We start from the raw sequence: 20,141 nt of genomic DNA on the forward strand, positions 1-20,141 counted from the left end.
AACCATGGACAGAATTCCGATCCTGCGCATGGGTGAGTTTTTGCTGGTCACCATTCAGGTCGACATGCACGACCAGCTCGCCCTGACCCTGCAGAACGACCTGGCCGAGCTGATCAGCAAGACCTCGGCCCGTGGCGTGCTTATCGATATCTCGGCGCTGGACATGGTCGATTCGTTCATCGGCCGGATGATCGGCACCATTTCCGGCCTGTCGCGCATCATGGATGCTGAAACCATGCTGGTCGGCATGCAGCCGGCGGTGGCCATTACCCTGGTCGAGCTGGGCATGACCCTGCCCGGCGTCAGCACCGCGCTCAATGTCGAGCGCGGGATGCAGTTGCTGCGTGAACGAGTGACGCGCCGATGATCCTGCGCAGCAGCGGCACCCAACCGATCACCATCGAGCAGGATGTGGTGCTGGCCCGGCAAACCGCCCGCAAGCTGGCCACCGAGTGCGGCATGCGTCTGGTCGACCTGACCAAGATGGTCACAGCCGTCAGTGAACTGGCGCGCAATACCGTGGTGTATGGCGGCGGCGGTGACATGGACTGGCAAATTCTCGAAGAAAACACCCGGGTCGGTCTGCGCCTGACCTTCCGTGATCAAGGCCCCGGCATCCCCGACACCAAACTGGCGCTCACCGACGGCTGGACCTCCGGCAACGGGCTGGGCCTGGGCTTGACCGGCGCCCGTCGACTGGTCGACGAATTTGAACTGGACACGGCCGCCGGCCAGGGAACGCGAGTCACGATCACCCGATGGACATGAATATCAGCGGCAGCCTCACCGAGGTGTTGCCGATCGAAGACCAGAGTCAGGTGGGGCACGCCCGGCGCACCACACAAAAGCTCGCTCAGCAGCACGGGTTCGATGAAACCGATGCCGGTCGGGTTGCCTTGGTCACGACCGAGCTGGCCAGCAACCTGCTCAAGCACGCCGGGCATGGTGAGCTTCATCTGCGTGTCCTGCCGCGAGCGCAGAGTTGCGGGATCGAAATTCTGGCCGTGGATCGTGGCCCGGGCTTCGATGTGCAGACCGCCCTGACCGACGGCTTTTCCACTGGTGGCACCCAAGGCATCGGCCTCGGCGCAATCAGTCGTATGGCCGACGTCTTCGACGTGCAGGCCGACCCGCGCGGTTCGGTGGTGCTGGCCCGTTTCTACCCGCGCGGCGACAGTACGCCAGACCTGGCGCTGGGCGTTAGCCAGCACTCATTGCACAACGATCCAGCCTGCGGCGATAGCTGGCATCTGGTGTTGCACCCACAAGGTTTCAATGCGCTGGTCATCGATGGCCTGGGGCATGGCGTGGAGGCCGAACAGGCCGCTCGCGCCGGCGAGGCGGCCTTTGCGCGGGCGAGTTGCAGCGCGCCTGCCATACTGATGGACGACTTGCATCAAGCCATGCTCGGCACTCGCGGCGGCGCTGCTGGCTTTGCCCAGTACCGGGCAGGCGATCAGGGCGGTCACCTGAGTTTCACCGGCATCGGCAATATCAGCGCCAGCCTGGTCACTGCCGAGCGCTCACGAGGGCTGGCCTCGCATCCCGGTATCGTTGGCGCTCAGTACCGCAAGGCAAAAGCGTTCGACTACCCTCACGTACAGGGACATCTTTTGATCATGCATAGCGACGGCTTGCAGTCACGCTGGAATCTTCAGCACTACCCCGGTCTGGTTTATCGCCACCCTGCCGTGATCGCGACGGTTCTGTACCGTGACTTCTGCCGTGGCCGCGACGATGTCACGGTGCTGGTCGTGGCACTGGAGAACCGCCATGAGTGACCTCATCGAACAGGCGTCGCTGCTCGCCCGCCTGCAAAGCGAAAATGAAGCACTGCGCGCCGAGCTTGAAGAAACCAATCAAGGGGTACTGGCCCTGTACGCCGAGCTCGACACCCAGGCCGAACAACTGCGCCAGACCTCGGACCTGAAAAGCCGCTTTCTGTCGTACATGAGCCATGAGTTCCGCACCCCGCTGGGCTCGATCCTGAGCATTACCAGCCTGCTCAGCGACGAACTGGACGGCCCGCTGAGCCCTGAGCAACACAAGCAGGTGGCATTTGTCAGCACTGCCACGCGTGAGCTGAGCGACATGGTCGATGACCTGCTTGACCTTGCCAAGATCGAGGCCGGACGCATCAGCATCTCACCGGCCTGGTTCGACATGTTCGATCTGTTCGCAGCCCTGCGCGGCATGTTCCGGCCTATCGTGGACCGCGGCCAGGTCGACCTGATTTTCGATGAACCGGTAGGTTTGCCGCGCCTGTTCACCGATGACAAGAAACTCGCGCAGATCCTGCGCAACTTCATTTCCAACTCATTGAAGTTCACCGCTCAGGGTGAAGTGCGGGTTTCTGCGAAGCTTGAGGGCGATAGCCACATTCGCTTCGCGGTGACCGACACCGGAATCGGCATCGACCCGCAGTTGCATGACACGCTGTTCGAGGACTTTTCCCAGGTCGACTCACCGCTGCAGAAACGCCTGCGCGGCACCGGCCTTGGTCTGTCGCTGTGCAAACGCTTTGCCGCGCTGCTGGGCGGTCGGGTGGGCGTGCAAAGCACGCCAGGGGTGGGTTCAAGTTTCTTCGTTGTCATTCCGCTGGCAGTGGCTGCGGAGTCTGTCGATGAAAACTGATATCCGCCTGTTGGTCGTCGACGATAATGAGGCCACGCGCTATGCCCTGCGCCGCCGCCTGGAGCGTCACGGCTATCAAGTGCATGAAGCCGGCACCGGCGGCGAAGGGCTCGCACTGATTGCCAGTGAACTGCCTGACGCGCTGATTCTTGACGTCAACCTGCCAGACATGAGCGGCTTCGATATTGTTCGCCGCTTGCGTGCCGACCCGCTCACGGCACTGCTGCCAGTCATCCACGTGTCGGCGGCCTCGATTCAGACCGGCGATATCATCACCGGTCTTGATGCCGGGGCGGATGCCTACCTGATCCATCCGGTGGATCCCGATGTATTGCTGGCGACCCTGCGCACCCTGCTGCGTGTACGCGAAACGGAAAACGCCCTGCGCGAAAGCGAGGCGCGCTTTCGCGAGATCTTCGTCAATGTTTCGGCACCGATCGCCGTGCTGGACGCTGATCTCAAGGTGCACGAGTGCAACCGCGCCTTCACCCAGTTGATTGAAGACAACCGCAATGCGCAGCGACTCGAAGAGTGCTTTGCTGACGACCAGCAAGCGATGCTCGATGAATTGCGCTTGCGGCTGGTGGCCGGCGAACGCTGGCAAGGCCTGCTCAACATGCGGGTTCATGGCCAGTTGCGCGAAACCGAATGGCAGTTGTCGCCATACCGTGCTGCCGGATTGAGCCTGGTGTTCGTCGAAGACGTCACCGAGCACCGCCATCGGGAACGCTCACACCTTGCGCAGCTCAATGACGCCACCAGCCAGTTGGCCCGCACCGAAGCGCAGTTGCTGCAGGTGCAGAAAATGGATGCGCTGGGCAACCTGACCGGCGGCATCGCTCACGACTTCAACAACCTGCTGACCGGGATCATCACCAGCCTGGAGCTGATTCACAAGCGGGTCAACGACTCACGTCTGGACAAGGTTCAGTTTTACGCAGAAGCCGCACTCAATTCCGCAATGAGCGCCTCCTCGCTGACCCATCGTTTGCTGGCGTTTGCCCGTAAACAGCCGCTGGATACCCGGCCGGTGGATATCAACGAACGGATCAGCTCACTGGAAGAACTGCTGATGCGTACCATGGGCGAGCGCATTGCGCTGAAGCTTGAGCTGACCAGCCACCCGGCCATCGCCATGGTTGACCCCAGCCAGCTTGAGAGCGCCGTACTCAACCTGGTGATCAATGCCCGCGATGCCCTGCCCCATGGCGGGCACGTATGGATCACCACCTACATGGCGCGCTCCAGCGGCGATCCGAATCTGGCAGACGGCGCCTATGTGGCGCTGGCCGTGCGCGATGACGGCACCGGCATCGAGCACACCCTGATCGATAAGGTGTTCGACCCGTTCTTTACCACCAAGCCGCTGGGTCAGGGCACCGGCCTTGGGCTGTCGAGCATTTACGGTTTTGCCCGCCAGTCCGGCGGCAACGCGAGTATTCGCAGCGCGGCCGGGCGCGGCACCGAAGTCACCATCATGTTGCCCGCCAGCAGTGATCCGGTAAGCGCCGAGGCCTCAAGCATTGCCGTGGACCTGGAGGGCGCAGGCGAGCACGTACTGCTGGTCGAGGACATTGCTTCGGTGCGCATGTTCGTGACCGAGGTTCTGGAAGATGCAGGCTATCGTTGCACTCAGTGCAGTGATGTTGAAACCGCGCAAATGCACCTGCAGGAAGGCGCACGCTTCGACTTGCTGCTGACCGACATTGGCCTGCCGTACATGGATGGCCGGGAACTGGCGCGACAAGCCCGTATTCAGCACCCGACGCTGCCGGTTCTGTTGATGACCGGCTACGCGGCAGGCGTCATCAACCGTCAGCTGTTTCTCGACGACAGCATGGACATCCTGCTCAAGCCATTCCAGATTCATGAGCTGCTGGAGAAGGTACGGCGCACGCTGACCGGTGCCCAGTAAGCGCGCGGGTGAAAAAAGTCGAACTCCTGTGCATGAGAACTCTCAACATTCTTACATGCACGGGAGGTATTACCATGAACGACAACAGCAAACTCGAACGTAATGCAGTTGCAGAGACCGCAGGCCGCGCCGTGGATGCCCAAGGCAAACCGGTGGATGTGGTACGCCGCGACCTTGAGGATCCGTCTGGCACAACCCGAGCGGTGGATGAAGTGCTGACCCCGACGACGATCCGCACCAAAGAGCAGGAAGCCGAAGAGCTGAAGCGTCAAGTCGACAAGATCGAGCGCGACGTTGCCGATGGCCGAGCCTGACTGTAGGAACAGCTTCAGCCGTGAAGGATTGAACCGCGAGACCTGCCCTGCAAGCGGCACTTGACCATGGCATCCGGCGCTCTGCGCAGCATAGAATGACAGGGTCAGTCTGACTCTTGCCTGGATGCTCATCATGGGATGCCCGCATGTCTGCGCCGGTGCCACGCTCAAATGCAGCTTTGGTGTCGCGCCTTCGATGCTCAACGTACTGCCTGCCAACCGTATGCTGACTGCCGGCATGCCGGCTGCGAACATCATGGATCACATTCCGCTGCTCAACATTCTGCCATTCGGCATGTGCATGAGCATGGCCAACCCAATGGTCGCAGCCGCCACCGCAGCGGCACTGGGGGTATTGACCCCGATGCCCTGCATCCCGGCCACCGCTTCACCCTGGATACCCGGTGCGCCGACCATGCTGTTAGGTTCGATGCCGGCGCTGGACGCCAACTGCACATTGATGTGCAACTGGGGCGGCGCAATCAAGGTGCTGTATCCGGGGCAGGTGCAACTGCTGATTCCTTGAGGGCACCTTTGACATCCTCCCCGGCCTGAAGGCCGGAGATTCCTGCGGCGCTCAGGCGCGGCATCGAGCCGCCCCCGAGTCGCTTCGGTGGGTTCCTGCTGCTGGCGCCATGACCTCTGCGCTCACTTCACAGGCTAACCGGGCGTGTCCCGCCCTTAGTACATTGATCGCCCCGACCACATCAGCGTTGCCCTCGAAACCACATCCCACACACCTGAACAGCGCTTGCGTCTGGCGGTTGGCCGCCGACACATGGCCGCAACTGGGGCACGTGCGGCTGGTATCTCGCGGCGGTACGGCAATCAGCCAGCCGCCGCGCCACGCCAGCTTGTAGTCCAGTTGCCGGCGGAACTCGAACCAGCCCTGATCGAGGATGGCCCTGTTCAGGCCAGATTTGGCCCGAACGTTTCTTCCCGGTGCCTCGGCCGTGCCTGCCGCCGACCTGGACATATTGCGTACCTGCAAGTCCTCGATACACACCATCGCGTGGTTTTGGCTGATCGTGGTGGAGCACTTGTGCAGGTAGTCGCGGCGGGCATTGCCGATGCGCGAGTGAATGCGCTGGACGCAGGCTTTCGCCTTCTTCCAGTTGCGGCTGAATCTGACCTTGCGGCTCATCGCCTGCTGCGCTTTGCACAGCGCGGTCTCATGGCGTTTGAAGCTGTTAAGGGGTGCGTAGAACGAGCCATCCGAAAGCGTGGCGAACCGGGCAATGCCCATGTCGATGCCGACTGCCGCACTTAGGCGCGGACGGCACGGTGTTTTCAAGGTGCATGCCCATGGGGTCTTTGTAACGAAACATCGCCGTAGAAGCGCATCTGTGTCGCCATGTTACTACGCATCATCCTGCGGCGGTGCATCCATCGAACAGCAGCAGCCCCCCACTGCAACCAGGGACGGCTACGCCGTCCGCGCTATCCTTCCCCGTCCTGAACGGCGGGGCTTGTCGCGCGCCCGATGGTCAGGGCGCTTCACGCCACTTCAGCCACCAGGCCTTCCAGCGCGACAGCGGTTTGCCTTCCAGATCAAGCGGCCTGCCATCGCTACTGTACTCGCTGGCACGTTCCAGCAGCTTGCCTCGCTGATACTCCAGGCGCGCCGCTAATTGACCATTGGCGTGAAAACGCTGGCTCTGACCATGCAACTGACCCAGCCGGTAGTGGTCCCGGGCCGCCAGGGTGCCATCCTCGAAATAGGTGTCGGCAACGCCATGCAGCAGCCCGGCCTGATAGTGAGCCTGACGAATCAATGGGCCTTGGGCGCTGTAATACTGCGCAAGGCCATGCAGCTTGTCCTGGCGATAGTTGAGCCGGGCACTGACCACTGCATTGCTGTGGTAGATGACCATCGGCCCTTCCAGCAGCCCGTTGCGGTAGCTCAGTGCCGCCTGTGGCCGGTCGTTCTCGGTTATTTGCGCAGCCCCGTGTAACTGCCCATCCTGCAGGCGGGCGCGCAAGCGGCTGTCGCCACGCCGCAGGTCAACGTCTTCGCTACTCATCAGTTGACCTTCACCAGACCGCCCTTGATCGTCAGCATCGCGCCACCATCGACCGTCTGTTCGGCACCACCCTTGTTGGTCAGGCTGACCCCCGCATCGTTGGTCAAAGTGGTACCGGCCTTGTTATCCAGCGAAGTCCCCGCCTTGTTGGTCAACGCCGTACCCGCCTGGTTGGTCAGGGATGTTCCGGCCTGGGTGGTGACACTGGCGCTGCTTTTGGCAAGGTAGTCACCGGTGCTCTGCAGTGTCAGCTTGCCAGTGACCTTGATGGTCAGGTCGCCGCTGACCGTCAGCGAGTAATCGCCCTTGACGGTGTGGCTATAGTTGCCGTTGGTGGTCAGGGTCTGGTTGCCGCCGACCTTCAGGGTACGGTCGGTGTGGATGTCCAGGGTGTCGCTGCCAGCTTGCAGGGTGACACTACGGTCGCCCTTCTCCAGGGTAACGGTTTCATTGCCTTCTTTGACCGTACGGGTCCGGGCGTTCTGGACAGTCAGGGTTTCGTCATGCCCCACGGTAGCGGTGGTGTCGTTGAGCACATTGAAGGTCAGGTCTTTCTGCGCTTGCAGAAACACTTGTTCGCTGTCCTTCTTGTCTTCAAAACGCAGTTCGTTGAAACCTCCGCCGCCCTTTGACGACTGGGTCTTGATCCCCGATTGGGTCTGATTGGCGGGCAAGCTGTAAGGCAACGAGTTGTCGCCGTTGTAGATGCAGCCGGTGACCAGCGGCCGGTCCGGATCACCGTCAATGAAGGTCACCACCACCTCCTGGCCGATACGCGGAATAAACTGCATGCCAAAGCCTTTGCCGGTCCAGCCTTGCGCGACCCGCACCCAGCAGGAACTGCTTTCATCATTCTTGCCATCGCGGTCCCAGGGGAACTGAACCTTGATCCGCCCGTATTCGTCGGTCCAGATTTCTTCGCCAGCCTTGCCCACCACTTTGGCAACCTGAGTGTGCATGGTCGGCTTGGGCGTGGTCTTGAGCGGGCGATAATTGACGCTTTTGGGGATGGCCTCAAAACGATTGCGGTAACTTTCGTGACTGACTTGATGAGACACCGAGGTCACGACCCAATCGATATTGGCTTCGGCGTCGTCATGACCGCTCAGCGTGAACCAGTGCCCCGGCACCAGCCAGCGACAATCGCTGTCACCCACGAAACGCTTTTGCTGGCTGCGCAAGGCGTCGACCCGTTGCTTGGTCAATGCATCGCCACGCGCCTTGGCCACGTAGCCGCCAGGGTGATCGTATACGGTCAGAGGCCCTGCACTGGCCTGCGCCTGGCTGTATAACGAGGTCGTCGGCGTGGTGAATTCATAATCGGTCGCCGAATACACCCCGGACACCGCCTGCACCACCAGCTCCCCGGAACGCACCCCATGCAGCTCACGCCCGCCCATGCCCTGGCCCAGATACGCCACCGTGGGGCCGTTGGGAATCTGCAAGAAGGCATCGTTGCTGTCGGCCAGCACCAGCGTATGCGCCCCCTCTGCATGGGTGAAGAACCAGAAAATGCCTTCCTCCTCCAGCAGCCGCGACACAAAGGCAAAGTCGCTTTCAGCGTACTGCACGCAATACTCACGCGGGCTGTAGCTGCCGGTCAGCGACAGCTTGAAATCGGTAAAGCCATGGGCCTTGAAAATTGTGGTGACGATGTCTGAGGTACTGAGATTCTGGAACACCCGGTTATTGCGCGCCAGGGTCAGCCACCACAGCCAGGGGCGCAACAGCAGTTGGTAGTGATCGGCAGTGGCATCACCCGGTAACTGACGGATTTCGGCCACCAGCGCGTCAAGTGGACGCTGGTTGGCGTCGTTGTGCAGGGTGACGGTGACGTGGGTAGCGATGGCTGAGGCCATGTTCACGGCACTGTCACTCAAGCCGTACAACTGGTACACGCCCGCAACCCCGAGCGACTCCTGGCCGCTGAGTGACTCAGGATACAAAGCTGACAGTGTCGAACCGCTGAGCGCCAGGGTGCTATTGGAATCTACAGGACGCGGCATCGTTTACTTGGCGCCCTTAGAGCGGTTGCAGGGAGGGCAAAGCAGTTGCAAGTTGTCGATGTTGTTGGCCAGGACGTCCTGGATACTCCAGGAGACCAGCCGGTTGCCCAGTCTGACGGTCAGTGTGTTGTTCACCCCGACCTCATATTGCAAGTGATCAGATTCACCCGTGTTGGTGTAGCGCACCGGAATCGATCCGCTCTCGGCAATGATCCAATGGTTGCCGTTGTTCTGGGGGGTGAAGGCCGCGACTGTCATCATGGTCGTCTGCTTGACAACGTTCCAGGTAAATGTCGATTTCGCCTGCATATGATCCACATCGGCGATATCGATCGGCAAGATGCGCCCGCCACAGCGGCCCGCACATTTGAACGTATCCCAGTTGAATGGCGAGTCGAACAGCTTGGTCGGGGTATTGTCACCGTCGCGGCCGATACGTTTCCTGACGAATTCCCAGTTATGCCGGGCTACAGTCTGCGTGTTATCCCAGCCTAGACCACCCATGGGTCCTACAATCAGCAACATGTCTTGCTCCTCCGCTCCAACAGGTAATCGGCAGGCATTGCTGCCAGTCCAGGAAAATAGCTTGTTACTCCAACACCCACTCTGCCAACCGCCCGGTCACCTGGCGCATCAACACATTCTCGATATCCCTTGCCCCCGCCCCGCCACATTGCGCCAGCACTGCCTTGACGATCCGCTGATCAAACTCGAACGGTTTGCCGGTGGCCGCCTTGTAGCGCGCGCGCAGTTTTTCCAGCTTGGCCAGCACGATTGACTCCAGCGTCGCTTCATCCAGCGGCTGGTAGGCCACCACGGTCATGCGCGCCAGCAAGGCCGGGCGAAAAGCGCCGAGCAGTACCTGCTGCAAGCGAGCATTGAACGGTTCGCCTGCCAGTTCCGGCGCCGGGGTTTCCAGGATCAGCTCGGCGCCAACATTGCTGGTCGCCAGAATCACGGTGTTCTTGAAATCCACCACCAAGCCCGTACCGTCTTCCATCACACCTTTGTCGAACACGTTGTAGAACGCTTCCAGAACATCGGGATGGGCTTTTTCGATTTCGTCGAGCAGCACCACACTGTAGGGCTTGCGTCGTACCGCTTCGGTCAGCACACCGCCGTGGCCATAACCCACATAGCCAGGCGGTGCGCCTTTGAGCTGGCTGACGGTGTGCGCCTCCTGGTATTCGGAAAGGTTGATGCTGATCAGGTTGCGCTCGCCGCCATACAACGCATCAGCCAGCGCATAAGCTGTTTCGGTCTTGCCGACACCGGTCGGCCCCGGTAGCAGGAATACGCCCACCGGTTTGTGCGGATCGGTCAGCCCGGCGCGGTAAGCCTGCAAGCGTTGCGCAATGGTTGCCAATGCCACGCCCTGGCCCATGACCCGCTGGCCAAGACGCTGGGCCAGCGTTCGCAAGGCAAACGCTTCGTCGGCGAGCATCCTGCCCAGCGGAATGCCGGTCCAGTTGGCGATTACCGCCGCGACAACCCTGGAGTCAACCTGCTCCGGCACCAGGGTTTCATCCTGACGAATCACGGTCAGGCCTTTTTCAAGGCGCTCCAGCCGCGCAGCCAGTTCATCGATGCGCAAATCCAGCTCGGCGTCATCCACCGCCGGATCGACAGCCTCATTGAGCACCAGCAACTGCTGACGAATATCGGCACGCTCACGCACTGCCGCGCGCTCCTGGCTCCAACGGCCCTCCAGTTCCTGAGCGGCCAGGCGACTGTCCAGTTCCTGCTGCTCCAGCACCTGGACACGAAGGCGATGGTCCTGACCGGTCAACTGTTCACGGCGCAACCGTTGCAGTTCGTCCAGCGCAGCGGCCTGGCGATGACGCAACGCTTCCAGCGCCGGGGGCACGTCGTGTTGGGCCAGGGACACTCGGGCGCAGGCCGTGTCGAGCACGCTGATGGCCTTGTCAGGCAACTGCCGCCCGGAAATGTAGCGTTGACTGAGTTTGACCGCATCGACAATCGCGCTGTTGAGCACATCGACACCGTGATGCTGTTCAAGCCGCTCGGTGACGGCACGCAGCATCTGCACAGCGGTAGGCTCGTCCGGTTCTTCGACCTGAACCAATTGAAAACGCCGGGCCAGCGCCGGGTCTTTCTCGAAGTATTTTTTGTATTCCAGCCAGGTGGTCGCGGCCAGGGTGCGCAGTTCGCCGCGGGCCAGCGCCGGTTTGAGCAGGTTGGCAGCATCGCTCTGGCCTTCGGCGGCACCAGCACCGATAAGCGTGTGGGCCTCATCAATGAACAGAATCACCTTGCCAGCCGCTTTGCGCACGCCGTCGATAACCCCTTTGAGGCGCTTCTCAAACTCGCCCTTGACCCCGGCCCCGGCTTGCAGCAGCCCAAGATCCAGCGTGCGCAGGCTTACGCCCTGCAACAACGGCGGGATTTCGCCTTTGGCAATCCGCAGCGCCAGACCTTCGACCACAGCGGTCTTGCCCACCCCGGGAGCCCCGACCAGAATCGGGTTGTTCTGGCGGCGGCGCAGCAAAATATCGATGCATTGGCGAATCTCGTTGTCACGGCCAATGATCGGATCAATGTTACCGGCCCGTGCTTCGGCGGTCAGGTCGTGGGTGTACAGCGTCAGCAAGGAGCCGCCAGCGGTATCATTCTGCGAGTCGGCACTGGACGGTACGCTGGCCGCGTTGGCTGGCGGGTTCTGCGATTCGCCCGAGTGTGCGATGCAGTCCGGCAATTGCTCGCGCAGCTTTTGCGGTGATACCGAGCGCAGCCCGGGCAGACGACTGAACACCTCCGGGTACTGCGCTTGGTGCTCCAGCAAGGTCAATAACAGCAGTGCCGAACGCACGCTGGCAATGCCTTGCGCGCAGGACTGCTGCACGGCTGCCTCGATCAACCCCAACAGCTGTCGGGACAGGGTTGGGCTGTGGCTATTGCCTGGCGTAAAGCCGTGCAAGGTTCGCTGGATTTCAGCGCACAGCGGCGCACTGTTGACCCCGAGGGCCGGTAACAAGACCGCCAGATCCCCTTCGGGCGCATCGAGCAATTCGAGCAGTAGATGCTCGACCTCGACAAATTCATGGCCACCCTGCCAGGCACGCTGCGCGGCGCGCTCCATGGCATCGCGACAATGGCTGTTGAGGCGCCCGATCAGGCTTGCGATTTCCATGTCAGGCTCCGTTTTTACCGAGGCTGACGTCGATCCAGTAATTACCCTGGCGTACTTCACGGTTCAGCCAACTGCCCTGCCCCAGGCCTGGCTGGTGTACCTGACCAAGCCGCTGGATGTCGCTCTTGTCGACATGGATGCGCAACTCACACTGCAGTTCGGCACCAAAATAGAAGCTCACCAGCGCTGCCAGTTGTCGATGGCTCAAACGCCCTGGCATAAAACTGTCAGCCCGGGTCGGCTGCAGTGGGCCCAGATGAATGCGCACCCCCTGTTGCTGGTCCCAGGCCCGACTGCCACAGACCGCGTTGCGGCCCAGACTCAGGTTGCGCCCCTGGCGACCGAGCACCGTGCGGCTGGCTGGCGGAATGCGCCGCCAGCCGCCGAGGAAGTCCTCAATCCGCACGTTCAGGTCGAAGTGATGGCGGAGCAAGCTCTGCAAACCGGCCACCGAACGCCGCCCGTTGGCCAGCAACGCCGCCCGGGCAATCAGTGCCTTTTCCGGAACCGACACAGGCATGCCGGGCGGCTGGCTGGTCAACCCGCAAAGCGCTTGCAACTGCTGGTAAACCGGGCTGTGTTCGCTGCGCTGATAAGGCAAAGCAATCCGGTGTTTAAGCTGGACTCTGTATAGCAGGCTCAGCAAGCGGTGCTGAAACAGGTCGAGAAACGCCAGCGTGCCCCGATCCCCGGCACGGACTCGTTGTTGCAACCATTCCTGATAGGCGTAAGGCAGCGGGCCATCAGGGCCACCGAGGCCAAAAACCGGGGTATGCAAGGTCAGCCGTGGCACGACCAGCGGCTTGCGGTGCAAATGGCGGTATACCAATGGCGGGCGCAGCGCTGACAAAGGCGCAAACGCCTGTGGGGCAAGCTGCAGGCTGCTGATCTGACTGGGTGAAAACACCGGCAACAAAGGACCACGCAGGCGCACGGCTTCCTGCTGCGGATCATTGCTGCAGCCCAGTGCCGGCAAGTGCGGCTGCTCACGCTCGAGAATCTGCAGCGCCTGCAACCATTCGAAACGCTGCGGCGCCCAGCGCAGACGTGCGCTTAAAGTGCCAGGCCCGCGATGCTCTCGGGTTGCCATCTCATGATCTCCTTGTCACCTTCGACCAGCACCGTACGCACGAAGCAGTTGGTGGTGGCATACAAGGCGAAGAAATTCGCCAGTACCGCGCAAAACAGTACCCGGCTATGCCCCGCCGCGCCCTTGGAATCGAGAGTCAGGCGTACTTCGAGGCCGTTACGCCAGCCACGCCAGGCATCCTGGCCGACCCGATCAACCACCCGTTCAGTGCGCATGCCGACAATGCAGTCGATCTGCTGACGTACCGCAGAGTCCTCGCGCAGATTGTGCAGCACGAGCATTTCCTTGAGCGATGCCAGTGCCTTGGGGCCTTCGACCAGCGAGGTATGGTTAAGGTTGAGCTGCGACACCAGCCGCCAGCGCGAGGCGCCGGCCAGATTGGGCATTGATTGCCGGGTCGGGCTTTTAAGCAGGTGAATCTGTGCCACTGGGCCGCTGCTTTCGAATTTGAGCACGCTATTGGGCGCCAGGCGCTCAGCCAGATGCCGATTGGTGCACAGTACCTTGGCGGTGAAATGGCGTCCGGGCTGCTCTTGGCTCGGCTGAAACTCGCTGTCGACCAGACTGAGCATCAGGTCAGTACCGGGACGCCCGGCTTTCAGGCCGCTGATGCGTCGCGCATGCCAGAACAGCGCTCGGTCGCCGACGCCATGCTGGTCACCATAGAACGGCGCAACCGGCTGGATTACGCCATTGTGGCTGGATACCAGGCTGCGAATACTGTGAATCTCTGTGCTGCTGTCGCGGTGCGAATCGGCAACCAGCAAGTGCTCACTGCGTGTGCCATCGGGCCGCAGGGTTTCGGCGGTGCGAGGAAACAGGTTGATGATTGGCGCACACCCCAGTGCGATGTCTTCGCGTTGCAGGCTGACCCGCTGGCTCGGCAGCGTATCGAACGCGATGTAGACCAGCAAACGATCAGTGGCCTGGGCCGGAATACGTAGCGGGATATCGAAAAAAGCGAATTTTTCCGGGAAGGTGAAGTACTCCACCAACAGCCGCAATGCCGGATGGACACCGTCTTCGTCAGGCAACAGGCTTTGTTGTTCAGCGAAGCCAACCGCAGCGGGTAAGGCATTGACCGCCTGCGGGGTGCCGCCTGGCACGGCGCACACAACATCAAGGCTATGCGCGGCCAGCAAATCGTAAAGCAAGGCCCGATTGATCGGCGAGCCTGCCAGGTGAATGCGCAAGTGGGTCAGGCTGTCAGGCAGCTGCGCCCAGTTCTTCTCGCCACTGCACGACAGTTGCAGGCACAGTGACGAGCTGGCGCGATTGATCGCCGTTTCACTCTGGCTTCGGTCGGTATCGAGCAGTGTCACCTCTTCAACCCTTACCGGCCACAGTGTCAGGTCAAAACCGGTACGGAAGTACAGACTGTCAGGCTGAGACTTGTCCGGGGCCTTGAACACCGACGTTGCGCGGGGTAACAGGTAGCCGTCGGCAATATTGCCCTTGGAGGTGTCGGGCACGAAACGGGCGATGGCACACGACGGCATCGGACGTAAGGCCAAGGGGTAGAGCTGTTCGAGCAAGGCGTCGCTGAACTCGGCATAACCATCGTCCAGGCGCCGCTGCAGACGTGCCGTCAATAGCGCGAAACTTTCCAGCAGGCGTTCTACATGAGGGTCCTGGGAGCCGGCCGCAGACAACTTCAAGTGCCCGGCCAGTGTTGGATGGCTGGCCGCGAAATCTGCCCCGGCACGGTGTAGCCAGGTCAATTCCCGCTGGTAGTAGTCCAGCAGTTCGGCATCAATCGAATCGCTCATGCCTGACCTCGAAGCCGCCCTCACCCAGATTCATTACAAAAGCCATACTGGCCTCCTGAAGACCGCGAATATGACCGATCACACGAATGGTCATGCGCGTGCGCTGGCCGGGCACGCCACTGATTTCCACGCTCGCAAGCTCCAGGCGCGGTTCGAAATGATTGATGGCTTTGCGTATTTCACGGCTGAGCAGTCGCTGGTCCTGCTCACGGTCGGCGTACAGCGCACTCCAGTCACCGATGCCGTAATCGATGACACTGGCGGCCATGCCATGATGGCGCTCAGTGCGCCGGGTATTGAGCAGACGCTCAAGCTCCCGGCGCACTGACTCGCCGATCCGGCGCGGGTCCTGCGCATCGAAATCGGTCGCCTGGCCACCGGCCAACAGGTCGAACAACGCAACACGCATACCCGGACTCCAGCCGATGGCGCAACAGGTGAGCGATTACTTCGATTGCAGTTTGTTGGCCGCCAGGTCCCACGTAGCCGCGGCGGTGCCTTCCTTGGTGCCGTCGTCTTTCTGGGCGGTGAGCTCCCATTTGATCTTGGTGAAGTTCAGCGACAGGGTTTCTACCGGCTTGCCGCCAGAACCGCCGCTGACGCTGACGTTGGAGATCACCACGTTGGTCAGGGTGTAGACGATGAACGGCAGAATCTTGCCGTCCGCTTCTGCAGCGTTACGACCAATGGTGATCTTTGCCTCGGTAATGGGTTTACCAGAGCAGCAGTAGCCGTTGAGGTCCGGGGTCGAGGAGTCGATGAACTTGGTCAGGGTGAACTCGCCGATGTGCGGCTTGCCGGAGGTTCGTTCCGAGTTACTGACGTCGTTGGTCACCTGCATGGCCACGTTGTGGCTGTAGGACATGACTTCGATCTTGTCTGCGTAGCCTTCGATCAGCGAGTCGCCTTTGATCGTGTCGCCCAGATCCAGAATGATTGCATCCATCGGGTGTATTCCTTGCTACGGCTTTAATTTGGGTGAATGGCCCGCTGACGCACAGCGGGCCGGACAATCAGGCAGCGGCGGACGGCGGCAGCGTGGCGACCAGACGAATCGACGCAGTCAACTCTTCGAGCTGGAAGTGCGGACGCAGGAATACCGTGGCACGGTAGCTGCCCGGACGGCCCGGTACGTCAGTGACGTCAATACGCGCTTCGCGCAACGGGTACTGCGCCTTGATCTCCTGCGGCGCGTTGTCGTTGATCAACACGTAGTCGGTGATCCAGTTGTTCAGGTAGCTCTGGACGTTTTCGCGGGTGGCGAACGTGCCGACCTTGTCGCGCAGGATCACTTTGAGATAGTGGGCAAAGCGCGAAGCAGCCAGTACGTAAGGCAGCATGCCGGAAATGCGCGCGTTGGCATTGGCCTCGAAGGTGTTGTAGGTCTTGGGCTTGTTGGTAGTCTGACCGCCGAAGAACACCGCGTCGTTGCTGTTCTTGCGATGGCACAGGGCAATGAAGCCCAGGCTGTCGAGCTCCTTCTCGCGGCGGTCGGTGATCGCCACTTCGGTCGGGCAATTCAACGCCAGATCACCCGACGGGGTAAGGAACTGATACAGCGGCAGATCGCTGACCGTGCCGCCGCCTTCCGGCCCCCGAATGGCCGCGCACCAGCGGTGTTTGGCGAACGCATCGGTGATGCGCTGGGTCAGCAGCCAGCTGGCATTACCCCACAGAAACTTCTTCGGATCGGTTTTCAGGCCTTTTTCCGATGCTTTCAGCTCGCGGCCATCGTTCGGGTCGAACGCGATGAAATCGTCGCCCTCGTGCACGCTCTCGGCGAAGTTGAGCATGGTCGGAACCGGCGCATTCTCCGGGTCGTATGGCAGGCGCGCGAGGTAATGCGGCAGCACCATCGACACGTAACGCGAGTCTTCACTCTCGCGGAACTTGTTCCACTTCACCAGCGAAGTGCTCTCGAAGGTCTTGGCCAGGTCACGTGGCACGCCCAGGTCGGCAAAGCTCTTGAGGTCGAACAACTGCGGGCTGGCGGCCGTGATGAGCGGCGCGTGGGCGGCAGCGGCGACATTCGACAGGCTGGTGAGCATGTCAATGTCCGGTGCACTGCGACCGAACTCATAGTCCCCCATCAGCAGGCTGAACGGGCTGCCACCGAACGTGCCGTACTCTTCTTCGTAAACCTTCTTGAACAGTACGCTCTGATCGAATTCCACGGCCTTTTTCAGGTCGTTGGCCAGCTCTTCCTTGCCGACGTTAAGCAGTCGCAGTTTCAGCGAAGTGCCGGTTTCGGTGTTGCTCACCAACTGGTGCAAACCGCGCCAGGAGGCTTCGAGCTTCTGGAACGGTTCGGCGTGCAAAATCAGGTTGAGCTGCGCGTGAATCTGGTCGTCCAGCGCCTTGATACGCTCGCTGATGGTGGTCAGCATGTTGGTGTCGGCGTGAACCTTGTGGCTTTCGACCTCTTCAGCGAACACCTGCAGCATCTGGTGCGCATGGGTCTTGTCATCGCTGCTGCCGCTCACGCTCATGGTGGCGACAATGCGGTCGAGCAACGAGTCGTTCAGGGTCTGGGTGCCGGTGGTAGTGGCAACAGGCTCTTTAGGCATGAAAAATCCTCCGTGGACGGCGCGGATCAGGCAGGGTTGGTGGTCGGGTTCGGATCTTCAGGCGTTTCATCCTGCCCCGCTGGGGTATCCGTATTCACCGGTAACGCTGGCGTTGGCGCAGGCAGTGCCGCCGCGAGCTGAGCCTGAAGCTGCTTGACCGCATCGTCGCTGGAGAGGCCGGAAACCAGACTCTGATCGAGGGCTTCGTTACCATCGAGTTTGATCAGCAGGTCTTGAAGGCGCTGGCGCTTTTCGAACAGTTCTTTCAAGCCATTGACCTGACGAACCAGTTTTTCGGGGCTGAAATCATCAATGCTGTTGAATTGCAGATCGACTTTGAGATTACCGCTTTGGCCTTCCAGAACATTTTCAACAGTGAAGCTCACTTGCGGGTGAATCTTGCTCAGCACGGTATTGAAATTGTCACGATCAATATCTACAAACCCCCGCTTATCCAATCCTGCCTTGGCCGGCGCTGAATTACCTGACAAGTCGGACAGAATCCCCACGACCAGAGGCAACTCCTTTGTTTCAAAGGCGTTGCCAATTTCAACGTCATAAGTGATCTGGACCCGCGGCGGACGATTGCGCCCCAAATAACGCTGTTTGCTTTCCTGATTCGCTGCCATGCCTTACTCCTTCAGATGCCTCGCCACACAGGAGGCCAGGCACACACTGTCGACAAATTCTGACTACACAGGCGCAACTCCCGTTGGAAAGCTGGCTGGGCAAAACATTAGAAGAAGGCTATAAGAAAGCAAAGAAATTTCTTATAAAACCTATGTTGGATTCGTATGAATTTGTCGAAGTTCCTTACAATCAAAGTTTTGGTTGTCGTATTGACAGTTTTTCTGATAAACGGTTGCAGCCTTTTTGCTCAACGCGTTCAATTGCACAGCGTGCGCATTGACGTCGAGCCAAGAGCCAACAACGACACCCCACTGGCGCTGGACTTTGTAGCTGCCAGTGATGCCGTGATGCTCGACCGCCTCAAAGCCACCACCGCCAGCCAGTGGTTCGAACAACGCGAGCAGTTGCAACGCGATTATCCAGGCGCCGTGCACATCTGGAGCCTGGAGGTAGTACCCGGTCAATTGCTCAACCTGACCGACAACCCGCTGCACCGCCGCAAGGCGCAAGGCTTGCTGATTTTTGCCCGCTACAGCACGCCAGGCCCGCATCGCCTGCTGCTGCAGGCACAAGACAGCATCTGGCTCAAAGTGGGTTCGCGCGAGATGCGCCTGCTTGATGCCAAGGGGCAATGAACGCAGGTTTCTCAGGATGGCTCAGGAGTCGAGAATGCGCAGTACCCCAGACGCGATTTGCTGGTACGAAGGCATGCACTTGCTGCCCCAGCATTTCCAGTTGCAAGACCTGCGAGCGCAAAGCCTGAGCGCCCGCCTGACAGAACATTCCCGCCCCTGGTACTGGGGCGTACAGCAATTGCAGATCGATCAACTGGCACTGAGCAACGGAACGCTGCGCATCAGCGCCCTCAATGCGGTAATGCCCGATGGCCTGGTGGTGGAATTCAACCCCGAACGCGACAGGGACTTTGTCCCGCAACTGACCATCACCCCCAAGGATTTTGAAGACCAGCGCAGCCTGATCGTCTACCTGGCGGTCGATCCGTTGTGGCGCTCCGGGCAACTGGTGCCGCTCAATGGCCGACTGCGCTCAGACAATGCTCAGCCGGTGCTGGACCTGAGCAGCGGCGAACACCCCGAGACCGTCAGCGTGTGGCGCCCGAACCTGCGCCTGGTGCTGGCGGCCGGACGCTCCGACTCGGTATGCCTGCCCCTGCTGCGCCTGGGCTGCGAAGACAACGTCATCAGCCAGCTGCCCTACACCCCGCCCACCCCGCTGCTCACGGCCCAGTCGCCGATTGGCTCAAGAATCGCCAGCCTGTGTGAGCAGGTGCGCCAGAAAGGCGAAGCACTGACCCGACGCTGGATCCAGTTGCAGGAGGCCGGCAAAGGCAACGACAGCGCTGAATTACACATGTACAAACGCGCCGACTTGCGCATGCAGATCAACGCGTTGTGGTCGCGTCTGCCAGAGCTGCAAGCCAACCTGGAAACCGGCGTCGCCACGCCAGTTTCACTGTACTTGCAACTGACCGGCATGGCCGGAGCAATCGCCAGCCTGCAACCGGAGCTGGGCGTGCGCAGCTTCGCGGCATTGAATTTCGAAGACCTGCAGGCCGGCTTCGATCCCGTGCTGGACTGGCTCGAGTCACGCCTGAGCAGCATCAGCGCCGGTTACCAGCGACGCAGTTTCGAGTTGCGCGAGCGATTGTTCCTGATCGGCCTGCAAGACACCAGAAGCACCCAGCAAGCACTGATCATCGGCCTGCGCATGCCCTCAGGGTCCACGCCACAAGCCGCACGCGGCTGGCTGGAACAAGCGATCATCAGCTCTCGCCCGCATCTGCCGGCCCTCAGCCGTCAGCGCATGCGCGGCCTCGAGTTTGGCAACCTTGAGCGCGATGAGTTGATTGCCTGCGGTGCCGGCGAAGACATTCGCCTGTTCAAAATCCACGCCAGCGGCCAATGGTTCACCCCCGACAGCGAGCTGTGCCTGTACGTACCACCTGGCAGCGGCTGGGTAGAGCCTGCCGAAATCGTCATGTTCGACATGAGCAGACCGGACTGAACCCCTCAGGGATTGA

At 60.8% G+C, this 20,141-nt stretch carries 20 protein-coding genes and 1 pseudogene; 10 read left to right on the top strand and 11 right to left on the bottom strand.

All coding sequences use genetic code 11. The annotated features are described in order from the left end of the window. The first annotated feature begins 4 nt into the window (after nucleotides 1-4). The 7 genes from PSCI_RS22970 to PSCI_RS23000 all read left to right on the top strand — a co-directional run bounded on the left by PSCI_RS22970 (nucleotide 5) and on the right by PSCI_RS23000 (nucleotide 5,389). Nucleotides 5-367 carry an STAS domain-containing protein gene (locus PSCI_RS22970; RefSeq protein ID WP_045491453.1) on the top strand — a complete coding sequence of 121 codons (363 nt, stop codon included), beginning with the start codon at nucleotides 5-7 and terminating at the stop codon, nucleotides 365-367. Further along, nucleotides 364-768: an anti-sigma regulatory factor gene (locus PSCI_RS22975; RefSeq protein ID WP_045491455.1), complete on the top strand. Its 405-nt coding sequence runs from the start codon at nucleotides 364-366 to the stop codon at nucleotides 766-768. The genes PSCI_RS22970 and PSCI_RS22975 overlap by 4 nt, the downstream gene beginning before the upstream one ends. Further along, entirely contained in the window at nucleotides 765-1,781 is a 1,017-nt protein-coding gene (locus PSCI_RS22980; protein WP_045494783.1) for an anti-sigma regulatory factor, read from the top strand. Before PSCI_RS22975 ends, PSCI_RS22980 begins: the two co-directional genes overlap by 4 nt. After that, a complete protein-coding gene (locus PSCI_RS22985) occupies nucleotides 1,774-2,634 on the top strand; it encodes a sensor histidine kinase (protein ID WP_045491458.1) in 861 nt (286 codons plus the stop codon). The genes PSCI_RS22980 and PSCI_RS22985 overlap by 8 nt, the downstream gene beginning before the upstream one ends. Next, nucleotides 2,624-4,549 (top strand): response regulator, encoded by a 1,926-nt coding sequence (locus PSCI_RS22990; RefSeq protein ID WP_045491461.1) that lies wholly within the window; start codon nucleotides 2,624-2,626, stop codon nucleotides 4,547-4,549. Before PSCI_RS22985 ends, PSCI_RS22990 begins: the two co-directional genes overlap by 11 nt. A gap of 74 nt (nucleotides 4,550-4,623) precedes the next feature. Beyond that, entirely contained in the window at nucleotides 4,624-4,863 is a 240-nt protein-coding gene (locus PSCI_RS22995) for a hypothetical protein (protein WP_045491464.1), read from the top strand. 133 nt (nucleotides 4,864-4,996) lie between these two features. Further along, nucleotides 4,997-5,389, top strand: coding sequence for a DUF4280 domain-containing protein (locus PSCI_RS23000; RefSeq protein WP_045491466.1), 393 nt, complete (start codon nucleotides 4,997-4,999; stop codon nucleotides 5,387-5,389). Nucleotides 5,390-5,440: 51 nt separating this feature from the next. Here the strand turns inward: PSCI_RS23000 and PSCI_RS23005 are convergent. The 11 genes and pseudogenes from PSCI_RS23005 to tssB form a co-directional block, all read right to left on the bottom strand. Continuing rightward, nucleotides 5,441-6,139: pseudogene (locus tag PSCI_RS23005) on the bottom strand (RNA-guided endonuclease InsQ/TnpB family protein); the annotation flags it as partial. 211 nt (nucleotides 6,140-6,350) lie between these two features. Further along, nucleotides 6,351-6,887 carry a toxin-antitoxin system YwqK family antitoxin gene (locus PSCI_RS23010; protein WP_045491469.1) on the bottom strand — a complete coding sequence of 179 codons (537 nt, stop codon included), beginning with the start codon at nucleotides 6,885-6,887 and terminating at the stop codon, nucleotides 6,351-6,353. Next, nucleotides 6,887-8,893, bottom strand: coding sequence for a type VI secretion system Vgr family protein (tssI, locus tag PSCI_RS23015; RefSeq protein WP_045491472.1), 2,007 nt, complete (start codon nucleotides 8,891-8,893; stop codon nucleotides 6,887-6,889). Before tssI ends, PSCI_RS23010 begins: the two co-directional genes overlap by 1 nt. A gap of 3 nt (nucleotides 8,894-8,896) precedes the next feature. After that, complete coding sequence (locus PSCI_RS28305) at nucleotides 8,897-9,418, bottom strand: HNH endonuclease signature motif containing protein (protein WP_052483489.1); 522 nt, start codon at nucleotides 9,416-9,418, stop codon at nucleotides 8,897-8,899. 64 nt (nucleotides 9,419-9,482) lie between these two features. Further along, nucleotides 9,483-12,044: a type VI secretion system ATPase TssH gene (gene tssH, locus PSCI_RS23025; protein WP_045491475.1), complete on the bottom strand. Its 2,562-nt coding sequence runs from the start codon at nucleotides 12,042-12,044 to the stop codon at nucleotides 9,483-9,485. A 1-nt stretch (nucleotide 12,045) separates the two neighbouring features. After that, on the bottom strand, nucleotides 12,046-13,134 hold the full coding sequence (tssG, locus tag PSCI_RS23030) for a type VI secretion system baseplate subunit TssG (protein WP_045491477.1): 1,089 nt from the start codon (nucleotides 13,132-13,134) through the stop codon (nucleotides 12,046-12,048). Continuing rightward, nucleotides 13,098-14,903, bottom strand: a complete 1,806-nt coding sequence (gene tssF, locus PSCI_RS23035) for a type VI secretion system baseplate subunit TssF (protein WP_045491479.1) — start codon at nucleotides 14,901-14,903, stop codon at nucleotides 13,098-13,100. Before tssF ends, tssG begins: the two co-directional genes overlap by 37 nt. Then, a complete protein-coding gene (tssE, locus tag PSCI_RS23040) occupies nucleotides 14,887-15,312 on the bottom strand; it encodes a type VI secretion system baseplate subunit TssE (protein ID WP_045491481.1) in 426 nt (141 codons plus the stop codon). The genes tssF and tssE overlap by 17 nt, the downstream gene beginning before the upstream one ends. Before the next feature lie 36 nt (nucleotides 15,313-15,348). Continuing rightward, the gene (locus PSCI_RS23045) at nucleotides 15,349-15,849 is read right to left on the bottom strand and encodes an Hcp family type VI secretion system effector (RefSeq protein ID WP_045491483.1); all 501 of its coding nucleotides are present in this window, start codon (nucleotides 15,847-15,849) and stop codon (nucleotides 15,349-15,351) included. 67 nt (nucleotides 15,850-15,916) lie between these two features. Then, nucleotides 15,917-17,470, bottom strand: coding sequence for a type VI secretion system contractile sheath large subunit (gene tssC, locus PSCI_RS23050; RefSeq protein ID WP_045491486.1), 1,554 nt, complete (start codon nucleotides 17,468-17,470; stop codon nucleotides 15,917-15,919). Nucleotides 17,471-17,496: 26 nt separating this feature from the next. After that, a complete protein-coding gene (gene tssB / locus PSCI_RS23055; RefSeq protein ID WP_045491488.1) occupies nucleotides 17,497-18,099 on the bottom strand; it encodes a type VI secretion system contractile sheath small subunit in 603 nt (200 codons plus the stop codon). An 83-nt stretch (nucleotides 18,100-18,182) separates the two neighbouring features. On the opposite strand from tssB, the gene PSCI_RS29880 reads away from it, so the two are divergent. The 3 genes from PSCI_RS29880 to tssK are packed head-to-tail and all read left to right on the top strand — an operon-like array spanning nucleotide 18,183 to nucleotide 20,125. Next, nucleotides 18,183-18,380, top strand: a complete 198-nt coding sequence (locus PSCI_RS29880; protein WP_231906480.1) for a hypothetical protein — start codon at nucleotides 18,183-18,185, stop codon at nucleotides 18,378-18,380. Continuing rightward, a complete protein-coding gene (locus PSCI_RS23060; RefSeq protein WP_373568431.1) occupies nucleotides 18,370-18,735 on the top strand; it encodes a type VI secretion protein in 366 nt (121 codons plus the stop codon). Before PSCI_RS29880 ends, PSCI_RS23060 begins: the two co-directional genes overlap by 11 nt. A 34-nt stretch (nucleotides 18,736-18,769) precedes the next feature. Beyond that, nucleotides 18,770-20,125, top strand: coding sequence for a type VI secretion system baseplate subunit TssK (gene tssK, locus PSCI_RS23065; RefSeq protein WP_045491493.1), 1,356 nt, complete (start codon nucleotides 18,770-18,772; stop codon nucleotides 20,123-20,125). The last annotated feature ends 16 nt before the right edge of the window (nucleotides 20,126-20,141 follow it).

The organism is Pseudomonas sp. StFLB209 (assembly GCF_000829415.1).
Classification (GTDB): Bacteria; Pseudomonadota; Gammaproteobacteria; order Pseudomonadales; family Pseudomonadaceae; genus Aquipseudomonas.

Excerpts from the sequence above, each read along its gene's own strand:
- PSCI_RS22970 (WP_045491453.1), top strand. The coding sequence starts at position 5 with ATGGACAGAATTCCGATCCTGCGCATGGGTGAGTTTTTGCTGGTCACC.
- PSCI_RS22975 (WP_045491455.1), top strand. The coding sequence starts at position 364 with ATGATCCTGCGCAGCAGCGGCACCCAACCGATCACCATCGAGCAGGAT.
- PSCI_RS22980 (WP_045494783.1), top strand. The coding sequence starts at position 765 with ATGAATATCAGCGGCAGCCTCACCGAGGTGTTGCCGATCGAAGACCAG.
- PSCI_RS22985 (WP_045491458.1), top strand. The coding sequence starts at position 1,774 with ATGAGTGACCTCATCGAACAGGCGTCGCTGCTCGCCCGCCTGCAAAGC.
- PSCI_RS22990 (WP_045491461.1), top strand. The coding sequence starts at position 2,624 with ATGAAAACTGATATCCGCCTGTTGGTCGTCGACGATAATGAGGCCACG.
- PSCI_RS22995 (WP_045491464.1), top strand. The coding sequence starts at position 4,624 with ATGAACGACAACAGCAAACTCGAACGTAATGCAGTTGCAGAGACCGCA.
- PSCI_RS23000 (WP_045491466.1), top strand. The coding sequence starts at position 4,997 with ATGGGATGCCCGCATGTCTGCGCCGGTGCCACGCTCAAATGCAGCTTT.
- PSCI_RS23010 (WP_045491469.1), bottom strand. The coding sequence starts at position 6,887 with ATGAGTAGCGAAGACGTTGACCTGCGGCGTGGCGACAGCCGCTTGCGC.
- tssI (WP_045491472.1), bottom strand. The coding sequence starts at position 8,893 with ATGCCGCGTCCTGTAGATTCCAATAGCACCCTGGCGCTCAGCGGTTCG.
- PSCI_RS28305 (WP_052483489.1), bottom strand. The coding sequence starts at position 9,418 with ATGTTGCTGATTGTAGGACCCATGGGTGGTCTAGGCTGGGATAACACG.
- tssH (WP_045491475.1), bottom strand. The coding sequence starts at position 12,044 with ATGGAAATCGCAAGCCTGATCGGGCGCCTCAACAGCCATTGTCGCGAT.
- tssG (WP_045491477.1), bottom strand. The coding sequence starts at position 13,134 with ATGGCAACCCGAGAGCATCGCGGGCCTGGCACTTTAAGCGCACGTCTG.
- tssF (WP_045491479.1), bottom strand. The coding sequence starts at position 14,903 with ATGAGCGATTCGATTGATGCCGAACTGCTGGACTACTACCAGCGGGAA.
- tssE (WP_045491481.1), bottom strand. The coding sequence starts at position 15,312 with ATGCGTGTTGCGTTGTTCGACCTGTTGGCCGGTGGCCAGGCGACCGAT.
- PSCI_RS23045 (WP_045491483.1), bottom strand. The coding sequence starts at position 15,849 with ATGGATGCAATCATTCTGGATCTGGGCGACACGATCAAAGGCGACTCG.
- tssC (WP_045491486.1), bottom strand. The coding sequence starts at position 17,470 with ATGCCTAAAGAGCCTGTTGCCACTACCACCGGCACCCAGACCCTGAAC.
- tssB (WP_045491488.1), bottom strand. The coding sequence starts at position 18,099 with ATGGCAGCGAATCAGGAAAGCAAACAGCGTTATTTGGGGCGCAATCGT.
- tssK (WP_045491493.1), top strand. The coding sequence starts at position 18,770 with ATGCGCAGTACCCCAGACGCGATTTGCTGGTACGAAGGCATGCACTTG.